The sequence below is a fragment of the Thauera sp. WB-2 genome, assembly GCF_027594845.1.
GTDB lineage: Bacteria > Pseudomonadota > Gammaproteobacteria > Burkholderiales > Rhodocyclaceae > Thauera > Thauera mechernichensis.
This window is the reverse complement of sequence record NZ_CP088935.1, coordinates 2,504,174-2,519,002: the sequence shown is the minus strand read 5'-3', so window position 1 is coordinate 2,519,002 and position 14,829 is coordinate 2,504,174. Positions and strand designations below refer to the sequence as shown.

15 protein-coding genes and 1 pseudogene are annotated in these 14,829 nt (G+C 65.0%); 7 read left to right on the top strand and 9 right to left on the bottom strand.

All coding sequences use genetic code 11. From position 1 onward, the window contains the following. Positions 1-40 precede the first annotated feature (40 nt). The 5 genes from LQF09_RS11585 to LQF09_RS11565 all read right to left on the bottom strand — a co-directional run bounded on the left by LQF09_RS11585 (position 41) and on the right by LQF09_RS11565 (position 5,299). The gene (locus tag LQF09_RS11585) at positions 41-685 is read right to left on the bottom strand and encodes a 3'-5' exonuclease (RefSeq protein ID WP_002927131.1); all 645 of its coding nucleotides are present in this window, start codon (positions 683-685) and stop codon (positions 41-43) included. Next, positions 682-2,580: a DUF294 nucleotidyltransferase-like domain-containing protein gene (locus tag LQF09_RS11580; RefSeq protein WP_270068015.1), complete on the bottom strand. Its 1,899-nt coding sequence runs from the start codon at positions 2,578-2,580 to the stop codon at positions 682-684. The genes LQF09_RS11585 and LQF09_RS11580 overlap by 4 nt, the downstream gene beginning before the upstream one ends. Positions 2,581-2,690: 110 nt before the next feature. Then, positions 2,691-4,178, bottom strand: coding sequence for a PhoH family protein (locus LQF09_RS11575; RefSeq protein WP_270068014.1), 1,488 nt, complete (start codon positions 4,176-4,178; stop codon positions 2,691-2,693). Between the two features lie 66 nt (positions 4,179-4,244). Then, entirely contained in the window at positions 4,245-4,700 is a 456-nt protein-coding gene (locus LQF09_RS11570) for a peroxiredoxin (RefSeq protein WP_002927123.1), read from the bottom strand. 215 nt (positions 4,701-4,915) lie between these two features. Continuing rightward, positions 4,916-5,299, bottom strand: a complete 384-nt coding sequence (locus LQF09_RS11565; RefSeq protein WP_002927121.1) for an Mth938-like domain-containing protein — start codon at positions 5,297-5,299, stop codon at positions 4,916-4,918. Positions 5,300-5,453: 154 nt separating this feature from the next. Between LQF09_RS11565 and LQF09_RS11560 the strand changes: the two genes are divergently transcribed. From LQF09_RS11560 to thrC, 6 genes are all read left to right on the top strand, one after another. Continuing rightward, positions 5,454-6,758, top strand: a complete 1,305-nt coding sequence (locus LQF09_RS11560; protein ID WP_270068013.1) for a pyridoxal phosphate-dependent aminotransferase — start codon at positions 5,454-5,456, stop codon at positions 6,756-6,758. 67 nt (positions 6,759-6,825) lie between these two features. Then, positions 6,826-8,133 (top strand): homoserine dehydrogenase, encoded by a 1,308-nt coding sequence (locus LQF09_RS11555; protein WP_002935623.1) that lies wholly within the window; start codon positions 6,826-6,828, stop codon positions 8,131-8,133. Between the two features lie 105 nt (positions 8,134-8,238). Next, complete coding sequence (locus LQF09_RS11550) at positions 8,239-8,907, top strand: MOSC domain-containing protein (protein WP_002927116.1); 669 nt, start codon at positions 8,239-8,241, stop codon at positions 8,905-8,907. A gap of 145 nt (positions 8,908-9,052) precedes the next feature. Then, the gene (locus LQF09_RS11545) at positions 9,053-9,205 is read left to right on the top strand and encodes a hypothetical protein (RefSeq protein ID WP_002927115.1); all 153 of its coding nucleotides are present in this window, start codon (positions 9,053-9,055) and stop codon (positions 9,203-9,205) included. 10 nt (positions 9,206-9,215) lie between these two features. After that, positions 9,216-9,428, top strand: a complete 213-nt coding sequence (locus LQF09_RS11540; protein ID WP_002935625.1) for a dodecin — start codon at positions 9,216-9,218, stop codon at positions 9,426-9,428. Between the two features lie 268 nt (positions 9,429-9,696). Next, positions 9,697-11,151, top strand: coding sequence for a threonine synthase (gene thrC, locus LQF09_RS11535; protein ID WP_002927113.1), 1,455 nt, complete (start codon positions 9,697-9,699; stop codon positions 11,149-11,151). A 104-nt stretch (positions 11,152-11,255) separates the two neighbouring features. Here thrC and LQF09_RS11530 read toward each other — a convergent pair whose 3' ends face one another. The 4 genes from LQF09_RS11530 to LQF09_RS11515 form a co-directional block, all read right to left on the bottom strand. Continuing rightward, positions 11,256-11,843: a YceI family protein gene (locus LQF09_RS11530; RefSeq protein WP_002935627.1), complete on the bottom strand. Its 588-nt coding sequence runs from the start codon at positions 11,841-11,843 to the stop codon at positions 11,256-11,258. A 79-nt stretch (positions 11,844-11,922) separates the two neighbouring features. Then, on the bottom strand, positions 11,923-12,477 hold the full coding sequence (locus tag LQF09_RS11525; protein WP_270068012.1) for a YceI family protein: 555 nt from the start codon (positions 12,475-12,477) through the stop codon (positions 11,923-11,925). Then, entirely contained in the window at positions 12,474-13,067 is a 594-nt protein-coding gene (locus LQF09_RS11520; protein ID WP_270068011.1) for a cytochrome b, read from the bottom strand. The genes LQF09_RS11525 and LQF09_RS11520 overlap by 4 nt, the downstream gene beginning before the upstream one ends. Next, the gene (locus tag LQF09_RS11515; RefSeq protein WP_270068010.1) at positions 13,064-13,885 is read right to left on the bottom strand and encodes a DODA-type extradiol aromatic ring-opening family dioxygenase; all 822 of its coding nucleotides are present in this window, start codon (positions 13,883-13,885) and stop codon (positions 13,064-13,066) included. The genes LQF09_RS11520 and LQF09_RS11515 overlap by 4 nt, the downstream gene beginning before the upstream one ends. A 29-nt stretch (positions 13,886-13,914) precedes the next feature. Between LQF09_RS11515 and LQF09_RS11510 the strand changes: the two are divergent. Next, a pseudogene (locus tag LQF09_RS11510) lies at positions 13,915-14,802 on the top strand (LysR family transcriptional regulator); the annotation flags it as partial. Positions 14,803-14,829 lie beyond the last annotated feature (27 nt).

The window sequence follows — 14,829 nt, the reverse complement described above, 5'->3', positions numbered from 1 at the left end:
TTGCGTGCTGTCGCCGCAGTTGAGCGGCCCCTGGGCAGGCTCAGATCTTGAGACGCTGCTGGTATGCGCGCTCTTGTTCAACGAGCGCGGGTGCGGTGCTCAGGCCCATCGACAGGGCGCGTGCTTCCGCAGCGAGGAATAGCTGCGCTATCGCCCAGGCGTCGCCCAGCGCGTGATGGCGCTGGAAGGTCTCGATACCGAAGCTCGCCATCCATTCGGCGAGGCGGACGGGGCGTTCGAAGCGCTCTGGAAACAGCGCCGGCATCAAAAGGTAGAGATCGATCCAGGTAAAGGCATGACTCAGGCCCAGGTGCTGCAACAGGGCTTGCTCGATCATGCCGCGGTTGAAGGGCGCGTTGAATACGATCAGGGGCCCTTTGCCGGCGAGGCCGAGCAGGGCGCTCAGGGCCTCCGCCGGAACAGGATCGAGCTTCTCATAGCAGGCCGCGTCGAGGTGGATGAGGCCGCAGTCTACGGCGATGCCCCCCACAGCGAGCAAGCGGTCACGTTCCAGGTCCAGCCCCGTGGCCTCGGTGTTGACCACGGTGTAGCGCGTCTCGTAATGCGCGCGCGCAAGATCGACGTCGGGCAGGGACTGCCACTGTTCCATGGTGGCGGCGGCGCGCGCGCTCAGAGGCTGTGGGCCGCTGCGCGAGGGTATGAGCCGGGAGAGCCAGCCAGTCATAGTTGGTAATCCAGTTTCAGGCGCAGCTGGAGTTTTCTCGCCTGGCGGAAGGCTTCCTTGAGAATGCGGCGATCGAGCTCGTTGAGAGAGTCGGGATTCACCCGGTTGTCGCCTGGCGCGTCGTGTTCGGTCTCGAGGTGCTGCGAGCGCAGGCGCAGCAACTGTATGAAGTTGAAGCCGTCGATGATGGCGGACACCTCCTCGGCCGGTACCCCCATCCGCGCCGCCGCCTGGCGCAGGCGCTGAACCGTGCTGCTCGAATCGACCCCGGTGCGCAGGGCAAGGATGCGAGCGACGTCGACGAAAAGGCGGGCGCCGGATTTCTTGAGATCGATACTGCCGTCGTCCTCAAGCACGAAGTCGCGGATTCGGCCGAGCGGGGGCATGACTTGCAGGGCATTGACCGCCATCATGCGCAGGAAGGTGGAGTTGCCCTTGACGGTCTTGTTCAGCCAGGTGCGCAGCTGGCTTGCCGGGCGCTCGCTGCCATACAAGACGCGGAAGTCGAAGAAGATCGAGGCGTTGAGCAGGGCCTGGGGGTCGGGTTCGCGGATCCAGGACCCGAAGCGCGCTTTCCACTCCTCGAGCGTAAGGCACAGCTCCGGATTGCTTGCCATGATGTTGCCCTTGCAGAGCGGGAAACCGCAGGCGGCAAGATGGCTGTTCACCACGCCTGCAAAGGCGAGCAGACGCTTCTTGACCTGTTCGCCATTGGCCATCTCGGGTGCGCGCCAGATGATGCCGTTGTCCTGGTCTGTGGATAGTGTCTGCTCGTGGCGGCCTTCCGAACCAAAGGCGACCCAGCTGAAGTCGATGCCTGCGAGGTCGTGTTGTGCCAGCGCCAGCTCGATGATTCTGCGGGTGAGGGCGTCGTTCAGTGCCGAAATGAACTGGGTGAGCTGTTCGGCACCGATGCCCTGTGCGATGAGGTTCAGCGCCAGCTGGCGGATGTCCTTGCTTGCACGCTGCAGCGCCTCGATATCGGCGGCGCTCTCGATGCCGGCGCGGATCTGGCGCAGGCTGATGCGTTGCAGGGAGAACAGATCGCGCTCGGACACCACACCTTCGAGACGCCCCTCGGCATCCACGACGAGCAGGTGACGCACCCCATGGGTTGCCATCTCGAGCGCGGCATCGTAGGCCGAGGCGCTGGCTCCGAGCTGGTGCGGGTTGGCTGTCATGACTTCGCCGATCGGGCGATCGAGATCGAAAGCGGCGAGGATGACGCGAGGAAGCAGGTCGCTCTGGGTCAGCACGCCGACCGGATGGCGCTCGCTGTCGACCACGACAACGCAGCCGAGCTGGAGCTCGTTCATGCGCTCGAGGGCTTCACGCGTCGTGCTCTCGGCACTCACCGCGAAGGGGGATTGCTTGATGAGCTTGCCCAGCGAGGTGGTCATCGTCTGCTGTTCGGCTGCGCGCTGGGTGAACGTGGTCTGCAGCTGCTGGCGCGATTGGTTGAGCAGGCTCGCGATGTACTGGGTGCAAAAGAGGTGGAAGGCCGGGCTCATCTGCATGAGCTGCAGGAAGTCGTCCGCCGCGATCCGGAAGCAGAAGCTGTCTTCGCTCGCGACGTAGGCATTGGTCGATGGCCTGCGCGCTGAAATGGCGCCGATCGGGAAGCACTCGCCAGGGCCGATTGCCAGGCTGGCATACTCCGTGACGACGGCCGCGCCTGTCTGGCGGGCCTGGACCTTGCCCCGCTGCACGATGTAGAAATGCGCGGGCACCCCCATTTCTGGGGTCAGGATCTCGCTGCCGCGAGGATGAAAACCGAGGACTGCACGCTCTGCCAGGAAGGAGAGCGCCTCGGGCTCCATGCGATTGAAGGGCGAGTGATTGCGCAGGAAATCGGTGCTGGCCCCCTGCAGGAGGGCGGCGGCGGTTGCGGTCATGACGGGCTTGTCGTCGGTGAAGTGGCGCGATTATACGGCCGCGCCCGCCAGACCGCCTTATTGCACGCAAAAGCCCGTTTATGAACAGGCTCTTGCGTTCTTGCGCGCGCTCAGAGCACCTCTGCCGCGTGGTCGGCCAGGCGCGAACGCTCGCCGCGCTGAAGGGTGATATGCCCCGAGTGCTCCCAGCCCTTGAAGCGGTCGACGACGAAGGTCAGGCCCGAAGAACCTTCCGTGAGGTAGGGCGTATCGATTTGCGCGATGTTGCCCATGCAGATCACCTTGGTGCCGGGGCCGGCGCGGGTGATGAGGGTCTTCATCTGCTTGGGCGTGAGGTTCTGCGCCTCGTCGATGATGAGGTACTTGTTGAGGAAGGTCCGCCCACGCATGAAGTTCAGGCTCTTGATCTTGATGCGGCTGCGGATCAGGTCGCGGGTGGCGGCACGGCCCCAGTCGCCGCCTTCACCTGCCGTGCCGTTGAGTACTTCGAGGTTGTCCTCGAGAGCGCCCATCCAGGGTGCCATCTTTTCTTCCTCCGTGCCGGGCAGGAAGCCGATGTCCTCGCCGACGGGCACGGTCACCCGCGTCATGATGATTTCGCTGTAGCGCTTGCTCTCCAGCACCTGGGTGAGTCCCGCAGCGAGCGTGAGCAAGGTCTTGCCGGTACCTGCCTGGCCAAGCAGTGTCACGAAGTCGATGTCGGGGTTCATCAGCAGGTTGAGGGCGAAGTTCTGCTCGCGATTGCGCGCGGTGATGCCCCAAACGTTGTTCTTCTGGTGGCCGTAGTCGACCAGGGTCTCGAGTACGACGCTACGGCCGCGCTTCTCGCGTACCCAGGCCTGCAGGGGGCTGTCGCCATCCTGGTAGACGAACTCGTTGATCAGCATGTCCGGAGCGAGCGGGCCGCTGATGCGGTAGTAGGTCTGTCCCTCTTCCTTCCACGATTCCATGCCCTTGCCGTGCGTATCCCAGAAATCGGCGGGCAGCTCGCGTATGCCGGTGTACAGCAGGTCGCTGTCCTCGAGCACCTTGTCGTTGAAGTAGTCCTGCGCTGCCAGGCCGAGTGCACGCGCCTTGATGCGCATGTTGATGTCTTTGGACACCAGGATGACTTCGCGCCCAGGGTGCTTGTCCGCGAGGTACATCACCACTGCGAGAATCTGGTTGTCGCCGCGCGCGGTGGGCAGGGCCGCAGGCAGGCGGACATCGATGGCTTCGGTCTGCAGGTAAAGCCGACCGGTGGCCATCCCCCGCGAGGCTTGATCGAGGGCGATGCCAGCGTCGATTCCGTTCGGCGCCGCACTGACGATCTCGTCGAGCAGACGGCTGGCCTGGCGGGTGTTGCGTGCGAGTTCGGTTGTGCCCTTCTTGTTGTTGTCGAGTTCCTCCAGCGTCATGATCGGCACGTAGAGGTCGTGCTCCTCGAAGCGGAACAGGCTGGTGGGATCGTGCATCAGCACGTTGGTATCGAGAACGAACAGCTTGCGGCTCACGCCCTTGGGCGCGCTGCGGCGGGTAGCGCGTCGGGGGGCGGCGGGCTTGATGGTGGCTGCGCCGGCGGGCTGGTCATTGGTCGAGTCTTTGCGGGTGGCGGGCATCTTGTCGGGCCTGAGGTAGGGAGGCGTTGGCTTCGGGTGTGATTGCGTCGCGTGCGCAGGGTGGGGTCAGAGCCCACGCGCTGCGGCAAGCACCTCTTCGGCGTGGCCCGCCACCTTTACCCCGCGCCACTCGCGGGCGATGTTGCCTGCGCTGTCGATCAGGAAGGTGCTGCGTTCGATACCGCGCACCTGCTTGCCGTACATGTTCTTGAGCTTCATCACGCCAAATGCTTCGCAGGCTGCTTCGTCGGGGTCCGAGATCAGCTCGAAGGGCAGGGCCAGCTTGGCCTTGAAGTTCTCGTGGCTCTTCAGGCTGTCGCGACTGATGCCGAAGATCTCGCAGGAGGCCTCGGCGAACGCGGCATGCAGGGTGGCGAAATCACGCGTTTCGTTGGTGCAGCCCGGCGTGTTGTCCTTGGGATAGAAGTAGATCACCACCTTGCGTCCGCGCAACGCGGACAGGGTGATGCTCTGGTTGCCGGTTGCCGATAGCGTGAAATCCGGTGCGGGGCGTTCGCTCATGCCTTCTCCTGCTGTCGTGGTGGATGGGGTGGCCCAACGATCCAGGAATGCGCGACTCGCCGCAGTGTGCGTGCAAGCGCCTGCTGCGGTCGGCATTTCGTGGCCTCATTTCGTGGCCTCTGCGGCCGGCCTCAGGGTAGCCGATGGGCGGCGGTGGCTGCAATCGCGGGCTGTGTCGGGGCCGGTTGTGCGACCGCAAGTCGGGGTAGGCTCGATCAGCCCTCGTAGATGAGGGCGAGTGCGACGGCGCGGCTTTCGCCAACCAGGATGTTGTAGGTGCGACAGGCTGCCGCAAAGTCCATGAACTCGAACCCGATGCGGGCTTCGATGAGCGGCCTCAGCAAGGTCGGCTGCGGAAAGCGCTGGCGCTTGCCCGTACCGACGATGAGGATTTCGGCCCCGAGTCCGGTGGCCTCTGCAAGGTCTTCGGCACGCAGGCCTTCCAGACTGCCGCGTGCCTCAGGTGCCCAGCCGGTGACGATGCGATTGGCCGAGAGCAGTAGGTTGCCCTCGTGGCGTTCCTTGCCGACCATCACATGGTCTTCGCCGTAGCCGCTGATGACGTTGATGCTGGAGAGGTTGTCGAGGTAGAGCTTCATGCTGATGTCAGGCTCATCGGGAGGTTTGCACAGGGAGGCTGCCGCCCGCCTGCATGGCGAAATTGCCGCAGTGCGGCAGCGGGGCTAAGATAACAATCTTTTGGCAGTGGCGGACAGGCCGCCCTGCGCCATTTCCTTGCCAGGACAGACGAAGATGAAAGCGGTGAAGACCCTCGAGCTTGCGACGCCCCCCTCCGAACCGACCGTGAAGGCCGAGGCGGGCGCTGCCGGCGCGCGGCCGATCCGCAAGTCTGCCAAGCTTGCCGAAGTCTGCTACGACATCCGCGGACCGGTGCTGGTGCGCGCGAAGCAGATGGAGGACGAGGGCCACAAGATCATCAAGCTCAACATCGGCAACCTTGCCGCGTTCGGCTTCGATTCGCCCGAAGAGATCCAGATGGACATGATCCGCAACCTGCCCAACGCGGCGGGCTACTCGGACTCGAAGGGGATCTTCTCGGCGCGCAAGGCGGTGATGCACTACACGCAGCAGAAGGGCATCAAGGGCGTGGATATCGAGGATATCTACATTGGCAACGGTGTCTCCGAACTCATCGTGATGGCGATGAACGCCTTGCTCGATGCGGGTGACGAGGTGCTGGTGCCGGCGCCCGACTACCCGCTGTGGACTGCGGCAGTGAGTCTGTCCGGCGGCAAGCCGGTGCACTATCTGTGCGACGAGTCCAAGGGCTGGTTGCCCGACATCGAGGACATGCGCGCGAAGATCACCCCTAACACGCGCGCGATCGTGGTCATCAACCCGAACAACCCGACCGGCGCCGTGTACCCGGAAGAAACCTTGCGGCAGATCGTCGCGCTCGCCCGCGAGCACGACCTCATCCTGTACGCGGACGAGGTCTACGACAAGGTCCTGTACGACGGTATCACCCATACCTCGATGGCTGCATTGTCCGAGGACGTGCTGACCATCATCTTCAACGGCCTGTCGAAGAACTACCGTTCCTGCGGCTACCGCGCCGGCTGGATGGTGGTGTGCGGCGACAAGCGCCGCGCCGTGGATTACATCGAAGGTCTCAACATGCTGGCCTCAATGCGTCTGTGCGCCAACGTGCCGGGGCAGTACGCCATCCAGACCGCGCTTGGCGGCTACCAGAGCATCGACGACCTGGTCGCCGAGGGCGGGCGCATGCGCCGCCAGCGCGACCTGGCGTGGGCGCTGATCAACCAGATTCCGGGCGTGAGCTGCGTCAAGCCGCAGGCCACCCTGTACATGTTCCCGAGGCTCGATCCCAAGGTGTACCCGATCGAGGACGATCAGGCCTTCATCGCCGAGTTGCTCGAGGAGGAGCGCGTGCTGCTCGTCCAGGGCTCGGGCTTCAACTGGCCCCACCCCGACCACTTCCGTCTCGTCTTCCTGCCGCACGAGGACGACCTGCGCGACGCCATCGGCCGTGTCGCGCGCTTCCTGGAGCACTACCGCCGCCGCCACGGTACCTGAGGCTGTACGCCCGACCCTTGCCCCCGGCACCCGATTTCAACCCACCCTGAATCACGGAACTCACTGCATGAAAGCGATCAATGTTGGCCTCCTCGGCATCGGCACCGTCGGTGGCGGTACCTACACCGTTCTGAAGCGCAACGCGGAAGAGATCAGCCGCCGCGCCGGACGTCCGATCCGCATCACCATGGTGGCCGACAAGAACCTGGAGCTTGCGCGCAGCGTGACCGGGGGCGAAGTCGCCCTTACCGATGACGCCTTCGCCGTCGTGTCCAATCCGGAAATCGATATCGTCGTCGAACTGATCGGTGGTTATGGCATCGCTCGCGAACTGGTCATGAAGGCCATCGAGAACGGCAAGCATGTGGTCACGGCCAACAAGGCGCTGCTTGCGGTGCATGGCAACGAGATCTTTTCGGCAGCGCAGAAGAAGGGCGTCATGGTGGCCTTCGAGGCTGCGGTGGCAGGGGGCATCCCGATCATCAAGGCGCTGCGTGAGGGCCTTACCGCCAATCGCATCGAGTGGCTGGCCGGCATCATCAACGGCACGACCAACTTCATTCTGTCCGAGATGCGGGACAAGGGCCTGCCGTTTGCCGAAGTGCTCAAGGAGGCGCAGGCGCTCGGCTACGCCGAGGCCGATCCGACCTTCGACATCGAAGGCGTCGACGCTGCCCACAAGGCGACGATCATGAGCGCGATTGCCTTCGGCATCCCGATGCAGTTCGACAAGGCCTACGTCGAAGGCATCAGCAAGCTCGACGCGGTGGACATCGCCTACGCCGAACAGCTGGGCTACCGCATCAAGCTGCTCGGCATTGCGCGCAAGCGCGACACCGGCGTCGAACTGCGCGTGCACCCGACGCTGATCCCGGCCAAGCGTCTGATCGCCAACGTCGAAGGCGCGATGAACGCGGTACTGGTACAGGCAGATGCCGTCGGTGCGACGCTCTATTACGGCAAGGGCGCAGGTGCCGAGCCGACGGCTTCCGCGGTCATCGCCGACCTCGTCGATGTGACCCGCCTGCACACGGCCGACCCGGAGCACCGCGTACCGCACCTCGCTTTCCAGCCCGATCAGGTGCAGGCGCTGCCGGTACTGCCGATCGAGGAGGTCATCACCTCCTACTACCTGCGCATGCGCGTAGCGGACAAGCCTGGCGTGCTCGCCGACATCACCCGCATCCTCGCCGACAGCGACATCTCGATCGAGGCCCTGATCCAGAAGGAAGCGGCCGAGGGCGAGAGCCACACCGACATCATCATGCTCACCCATCAGACCGTTGAGCGTGACGCGAATGCAGCCATCGGTCGCATCGAGGCGCTGCCGGTGGTACAGGGACAGGTGACCAAGCTGCGCATGGAGAGCCTCTGATCGCGGTGCTTGCAGAAGAAAAGGCCGTGCCTCGGGGCGCGGCCTTTTGACATCTGGGGTGGGGCAGCTCGTACCTCGGTATGGGAATGGGTTTGGGATGGAGCCATGAAGACCACGATCGACCAACTGTTCATCGGCCGTGTGCGGCCGCTATTGCCCGAGTGCGAGCCCACAGGGATCTACAAGACGGCAGTGGATCGTCCGCTGCGCCTGGGTGCGACGGGTCTCGAAGGCGATGAGCAAGCCGACCTGCGCCATCACGGCGGCCCGTGGAAAGCCCTGCACCACTACCCGGCCGAGCACTATGCCGTGCTGGCTCAGGAGTGGCCGCAGGCCGCCGATCTGCTGGCCGCCGGCGTGCTGGGCGAGAACGTCAGTACCCATGGACTGACCGAGCACGACCTGTGCATCGGCGACATCCTGCGCATGGGCAGTGCGCGTGTGCAGGTTTCGCAACCGCGCGCGCCGTGCTGGAAGATCGACCGCCGCATCAAGGTGGATGGGGCGTCGCGCTTCGTCGAGGCTGCCGGGGTGACGGGCTGGTATTACGCGGTGCTCACGCCGGGCGAACTGGCGCCAGGCGACACCATCGAGCTCGAGGAGCGGCCCAGCCCCGCGTTGACGCTCGCGGACTACTGGGATGCCGTGCTTGCCCACCGTCCCGACCCGCAAGTGCTCAGACGGATCGCTGCTGCGCCCGGGCTTGCTCCGGACAAGGCCGAGCGTTGCCGCGAGCGTGCTGACTGGCTCGAGCGCAACGGCGCGGCGCGCTGATGAGCGCGAAGTCCTGGCGCAGAAGTCGACTGCCTTGCCAAGGCCTCGCGGCAGATCTGTGTGCTGCGAGCTACACTGTAGTTGTCCTTGCGCGTCCCTGCTGACTGCAGCCCGGGTCTTCGGCAACATTCCTTGAGTCCACCCGATGGCATTCAAACTCGTCACCTTCACACTCATCCTGATCATCATAGCCGTGCTCGGCATGCGGGGATACCGCGCTGCGGTACGCCGCTTCGAGGCCGCCGAGTTGCCGCCAACGGCTACGCTGCCCGGGAGATCGACCGACCCCGAACACTAGGGAGAAAGCCATGTCCAGCCACGTCTACAAGATGGTCGAACTCGTCGGCTCGTCAACCTCCGGGACTGACGATGCCATCCGAAACGCGATCGAGACCGCCGCAAGGACGATCCGCCACATCGACTGGTTCGAGGTGATCGAGACCCGCGGCCATGTGGTCGACGGCAAGGTCGCCCATTTCCAGGTCACGCTGAAGGTGGGCTTCCGCCTGGAGACCGATTGAGTCCGGGTTCCGTCCAGAAGGGCGCATCAGGCGCCCCCACCGTCGGTCCGCACATGCCTGGAATCGCACTGCGGGAGCGGCGTCAGCCGTGAGCTTGCGAGGGCGGTGGCGCACCTGACGCCTCAACGGACTTGGCGTTTCAGCAGATTGCGCCGCTGTCTGCTGCCCCGGACCTGCGAAGCCCGGCCCGGATTCGTTAGAATCACGCCTTTCCGCCTCGCCCAGCCGGGCATCTCCGTCCGGCCGTGCCTTCTTCAAGGATTGCGTCGTGAAGTACATCTCCACCCGTGGCCATGCCGGCCAGCCCACGAACCCCGAGTTCTGCGACATCCTGCTCGGGGGCCTGGCGCCCGATGGCGGGCTCTACCTGCCCGAGTCCTACCCCCGTGTCACGCGTGCCGAGCTGGACGCCTGGCGTGCGCTGCCTTATGCGGAACTGGCCTTCGAGATCCTGTCGAAGTTCATCACCGACATCCCTGCAGCCGACCTGCGCGCGATCTGCGCGAAGACCTACACGGCCGAGGTGTATTGCCATGCGCGTGCGGGGGATCGTGCCGCCGACATCACGCCCGTGCATTGGCTCGAGCCTGGGCGGCTCGGCCTGCTCGAGCTCTCCAATGGCCCCACGCTCGCCTTCAAGGACATGGCGATGCAGTTGCTCGGCAACCTGTTCGAGTATGTGCTGGCCAAGCGCGGCGAGAGCATCAATATCCTTGGCGCGACCTCGGGTGATACCGGCTCTGCCGCCGAGTACGCGATGCGCGGTAAGCAGGGCGTGCGCGTGTTCATGCTGTCGCCGCACGGCAAGATGAGTGCCTTCCAGCGTGCGCAGATGTATTCGCTGCAGGACGAGAACATCTTCAACATCGCCGTCACCGGCATGTTCGACGATGCCCAGGACATCGTGAAGGCAGTGTCCAACGACCACGCTTTCAAGGCCGGGCACAAGATCGGTGCGGTCAACTCGATCAACTGGGCGCGCGTCGCCGCCCAGGTCGTTTATTACTTCAAGGGCTATTTCGCCGCCACGTCGTCGAACGACCAGGAGGTCGCGTTCTGCGTGCCCTCGGGCAATTTCGGCAACATCTGTGCTGGCCACATCGCGCGCCAGATGGGGCTCCCGGTCGCGAAGCTGCTGCTTGCGACCAACGAGAACGACGTGCTCGACGAGTTCTTCCGCACCGGCGTCTACCGTCCGCGCAAGGCGGCCGAGACCCATGTCACCTCGAGCCCGTCGATGGACATCTCCAAGGCGTCCAACTTCGAGCGCTTCGTCTACGACCTGGTTGGTCGCGACCCGCAGAAGGTCGCCGCCCTGTGGGCCGAGGTCGATGCTGGCCGTGCCTTCGACCTGTCGGCCTCGGCTGAATTCGCGCGTATTGCCGAGTTTGGTTTCCTCTCCGGTGCGAGCAGCCATGCCGACCGCCTGGCGACCATCCGCAAGGTGTTTGAGCAGTATGGCGTGATGATCGACACCCACACCGCCGACGGCGTGAAGGTGGCTTGGGAGCTTGCCGGCGCGGTGCCGGCCGGTGTGCCGCTGCTGGTGCTGGAAACGGCGCTGCCGGTGAAGTTCTCGGAGACCATCGTCGAGGCCCTCGGCCGTGAGCCCGAGCGTCCCGCCGACCTTGCCGGCATCGAGGCGTTGCCACAGCGTGTCGAGGTGATGGCGCCCGACGTCGACGCGATCAAGCGCTTCATCACCGAGCGCGTCCGAGGCTGACCTGGCCGCCCAGGCGTCCGGCAATGGCGCCTGTGTGCAGACCGAACGCGAGAACGCCCGCGGGCCACGACGGCCCGCGGGCGTTCTCGCTTCGGCAGCTGCGTTTACGGGGCGATGGCCTCGAGGGCGATGTCGATGGTGACCTCGTCGCTGACGTGGGGGGCGTACTTGCCGGCGTTGAAGTCGCTGCGCTTCACGGTCACGCTGGCATTGGCGCCGATGGCCTGCTTGGGCACCATCGGGTGCTGCATGGCGGTAAACGAGCTCAGGCTCAGGGTGACGGGGCGCGTCACGCCCTTGATGGTGAGCTCGCCGTCGACTGCAACCGGCTTGTCGCCCTCGAACACCACGCGCGTCGACTTGAAGGTTGCGGTCGGGTACTGCGCGGTGTGGAAGAAGTCTTCGCCCTGGATGTGCTCGTTGAAGGTCGCAAAGCCGGTGTCGACCGAGCGCATGTCGATTTCGATGTCCACCGAGCCGGTGCGCGCTTCCTGGTCGAGCACCACGGTGCCGGTGGTGGTGTTGAAGCGGCTCATCTGGGTCGATAGCCCGAAGTGGCTGTAGGAGAAGCGCGGGAAGGTGTGCGAGCCGTCGACCACGTAGGTCTGCGGCGCGGCAAGCGCCGGCAGGGCGAGGGAGGCGCCGGCGACGAGGCTGAGGCTGGCAGCGAACTTGCGGAAAGTGGAATGCATGGTGTAGCTCCTGTTGAGGGTGATCGTGCTTTGGTGGTGGATGGGACGATTGCGCCGAGGCCTTTAGGCGCCGCCGGGATTACTGCGTCGCGCTGATCTGGTAACGCACGCGCACTTCATTGGCGACCACGTCGAAGTGCGCCCAGGCGCCCTCGCCAACCGCGAAGTCGCCGCGACGGATGACGAACTCGCCCTCGAACACGCCGACGCCGTCGCGCACCGCGAAGCTGGCCGGTACGACGACGGGCAGGCTGCGGCCCTTGATGGTGAGTGCGCCGCTGACCTCGAAGCGCTCGCCGCCCAGGGCCTTGACGCTGCTCGATTCGAAGCGCGCCCTGGGGAACTCGCCAATGTTGAACCAACTGCGGCCGGCGACCTCGGTATCGGCATCCGGCATGCCGGTGCGGATGCTTGCCAGTTCGACTTCGACGACGGCGCGCGCGGACTCCGGGGCGGCGGGATCGAAGCGCAGTTCGCCGTCGAAGCGTTCGAAGTGACCGTCCAGGGTTACGCCCATCTGGGTGAAGCTGAAGCCGACCTTGCTGCGCGCGGTCTGCAGCTGTGTGTAGTCGGCTGCGTGAGCGGCGAGGGGCATAGCGGCGGCAAGCGCTGCGGCGGCAAGCAGGGTTCTCATGTTCTGTCCTTGCGGTTGATGGTGGGCAGCATGCGGGTCAGGATGTCGTCCCGGTCGAGGAAGTGATGCTTGAGTGCGGCTGCGATATGGCCGACGAGTGTCGCGGCGAGCAGCCAGTTGAGGTACATGTGGGTGGCCTGCAGCAGCTTGCCGAGGGCTTCGTCCTTGCCCAGAAGGTCAGGAATCGGCACCACGCCGAACCACACCGTCGGTACGCCCTTGGCAGAGCTCATCAGCCAGCCGCTGAGCGGGATGGCAAACATCAGCACGTACAGCAGGGCGTGCCCGGCATGCGCCGCCATGCGCAATGCGGGCGCCATGCTTGCGGGAAGCGGCGGCGGTGGATGGAACAGGCGCCACGTCAGTCGCAGTGCCACGAGCAGGAAAAGGCTGACGCCGGCCCACTTGTGCCACGCGATCAACTTGAGTTTTTCGGGCGAAAAGGGCAGGCCTTCCACGTACATGCCAAGGGCCATCGTTGCCGGGATCAGTACGGCCATCAACCAATGCATCACTTTGGCCGTGCTCGTGTAGGAGGTATCGGCACGTCGGGGTGAGCGGTCCTGGGGGGCGGGGGGCTTCGGGGTCATGCGGGGGCTCCTGGCTCGAAGGCGAAGATGTCCATCGCCAGCGCGTGATCGTCGATGCCGGCGTGCAGCCGACTTGCGTGGGGTTCATCGCCTGCGGCACCGAGGGCGACGAACAGGGGCAGCAGGTGCTCTTCGCTCGGGTGGGCGCGCATGGCTTCGGGTGCCTGCCGGCGGTAGTCCAGTAAGGCCGCGGTATCACCCGCGGCCAGGCGGTCGCCGAACCAGTCGGCAAAGCGGCGCACGTAGGCGGGCACGTCGGTCGCGCCGCTGCTGGCACCGAAGCGGAAATCGGCGAGGTTGTGGGTGAGGTTGCCCGAGCCGACGACGAGGATGCCGCGGGCCGTCAGCGGCGCAAGGCTGCGCCCAAGCTGCCAGGCGGCCTTTGGTCCGCCACGGCTTTGAATCGAGAGCGGTACGACGGCGATGTCCGCGTCCGGGAACATGATGCGTAGCGGTATCCAGGCACCATGGTCGAGGCCGCGGGTCGCCGATCGTGCGACCGGCAGGCCGGCGGCGCCGATCGCTTGTACAAGCTCCTCGGCGACCTCGCTGCAACCCGTGGCGGGGTAGTTCAGGCGATAGAGTTCGGGTGGGAAACCGTAATAGTCGTGGATGGTTTCAGGTCGCTCGGCAAAGCCGACGGTCGGGATGGTGGTGTCCCAGTGCGCACTCACGATGACCACCGCGCGGGGTTGAACCATGAGGTTTGCAAGACCGGCCATCGCCGCGCCGGCCGCGCCCGGCGCAAGCGCGAACAGGGGCGAGCCGTGGGGGACGAAGAGGGCGGGCTGCCGAGGGCTGGTCTGTCGTGCTTGCATGTTGGAAACGATTCTCACGTGTGCGTTGAATGCACTATAGGCTTCCGGCTCCGTCACATATACCGCACAATCAAGTTATTTCTGTTGCAGGAATGACAACAATGGATCGGCTGGAAGCGATGCAGCTCTTCGTGCGTGTGGCCGAGACCGGCAGTTTTTCGACCGTAGCCCAGCAACTCGGCGTGGCGCGTTCAGTGGTGACACGCAAGGTGGCGGCCCTGGAGTCGCATCTTGGTGCCAAGCTCATGGAACGCAGCACCCGCCGCCTGACGCTGACGACTGCGGGTACGGCCTTTCTTGAGCGCTGCCGTGTCATCCTGAACATGGTCGAAGTTGCCGAGGCTGGCGTTGCGCAGGAGCTTGCGACGCCGCGCGGGCGCATCCGTCTGAGCCTGCCGCTGAGCTATGGCCTGCGCCGGCTTGCGCCGCTGCTGCTCGATTTCTCACAGCAGTTTCCCGAGGTGGGGCTGGACATGGAGTACGCCGACCGTCGGGTGAACCTGATCGAGGAAGGGTTCGATCTTGCCGTGCGCATCACTGCGCAGCTCGAGCCGGGCGATATCGTGCGCAGACTTGCCAGCTGCCGCCTCTACGTGGTCGCCGCACCGGATTACCTGGCGCGTCACGGCAGGCCAAGGCATCCGGGCGAGCTCGCCCATCACGAGTGCCTGGGCTACATGACGCGGCTCGGCAGCCAGCTGTGGCGCTTTACCGTCGATGGTCGTGCCGAGACGCACACGCCGCGCTGCCGCATCAATGCCAACAACGGCGACGCGGTGATGGCGGCGACGGTAAGAGGGCTGGGCATCTCGGTACAGCCGGATTTCATCGCCGATGAGGCACTTTCGGCCGGTGCCGTCGAATGCGTGCTGGAAGACTACGCGCCGCCCGAGCTGGGGGTATTCGCGGTATTGCCAAGCAACCGCCACGTCCCGCACCGCGTA

What these genes read in the sequence shown, in the direction of transcription:
- LQF09_RS11585 (WP_002927131.1), bottom strand. Translation starts at nt 685, where the DNA reads ATGACTGGCTGGCTCTCCCGGCTCATACCCTCGCGCAGCGGCCCACAG.
- LQF09_RS11580 (WP_270068015.1), bottom strand. Translation starts at nt 2,580, where the DNA reads ATGACCGCAACCGCCGCCGCCCTCCTGCAGGGGGCCAGCACCGATTTC.
- LQF09_RS11575 (WP_270068014.1), bottom strand. Translation starts at nt 4,178, where the DNA reads ATGCCCGCCACCCGCAAAGACTCGACCAATGACCAGCCCGCCGGCGCA.
- LQF09_RS11570 (WP_002927123.1), bottom strand. Translation starts at nt 4,700, where the DNA reads ATGAGCGAACGCCCCGCACCGGATTTCACGCTATCGGCAACCGGCAAC.
- LQF09_RS11565 (WP_002927121.1), bottom strand. Translation starts at nt 5,299, where the DNA reads ATGAAGCTCTACCTCGACAACCTCTCCAGCATCAACGTCATCAGCGGC.
- LQF09_RS11560 (WP_270068013.1), top strand. Translation starts at nt 5,454, where the DNA reads ATGAAAGCGGTGAAGACCCTCGAGCTTGCGACGCCCCCCTCCGAACCG.
- LQF09_RS11555 (WP_002935623.1), top strand. Translation starts at nt 6,826, where the DNA reads ATGAAAGCGATCAATGTTGGCCTCCTCGGCATCGGCACCGTCGGTGGC.
- LQF09_RS11550 (WP_002927116.1), top strand. Translation starts at nt 8,239, where the DNA reads ATGAAGACCACGATCGACCAACTGTTCATCGGCCGTGTGCGGCCGCTA.
- LQF09_RS11545 (WP_002927115.1), top strand. Translation starts at nt 9,053, where the DNA reads ATGGCATTCAAACTCGTCACCTTCACACTCATCCTGATCATCATAGCC.
- LQF09_RS11540 (WP_002935625.1), top strand. Translation starts at nt 9,216, where the DNA reads ATGTCCAGCCACGTCTACAAGATGGTCGAACTCGTCGGCTCGTCAACC.
- LQF09_RS11530 (WP_002935627.1), bottom strand. Translation starts at nt 11,843, where the DNA reads ATGCATTCCACTTTCCGCAAGTTCGCTGCCAGCCTCAGCCTCGTCGCC.
- LQF09_RS11525 (WP_270068012.1), bottom strand. Translation starts at nt 12,477, where the DNA reads ATGAGAACCCTGCTTGCCGCCGCAGCGCTTGCCGCCGCTATGCCCCTC.
- LQF09_RS11520 (WP_270068011.1), bottom strand. Translation starts at nt 13,067, where the DNA reads ATGACCCCGAAGCCCCCCGCCCCCCAGGACCGCTCACCCCGACGTGCC.
- LQF09_RS11515 (WP_270068010.1), bottom strand. Translation starts at nt 13,885, where the DNA reads ATGCAAGCACGACAGACCAGCCCTCGGCAGCCCGCCCTCTTCGTCCCC.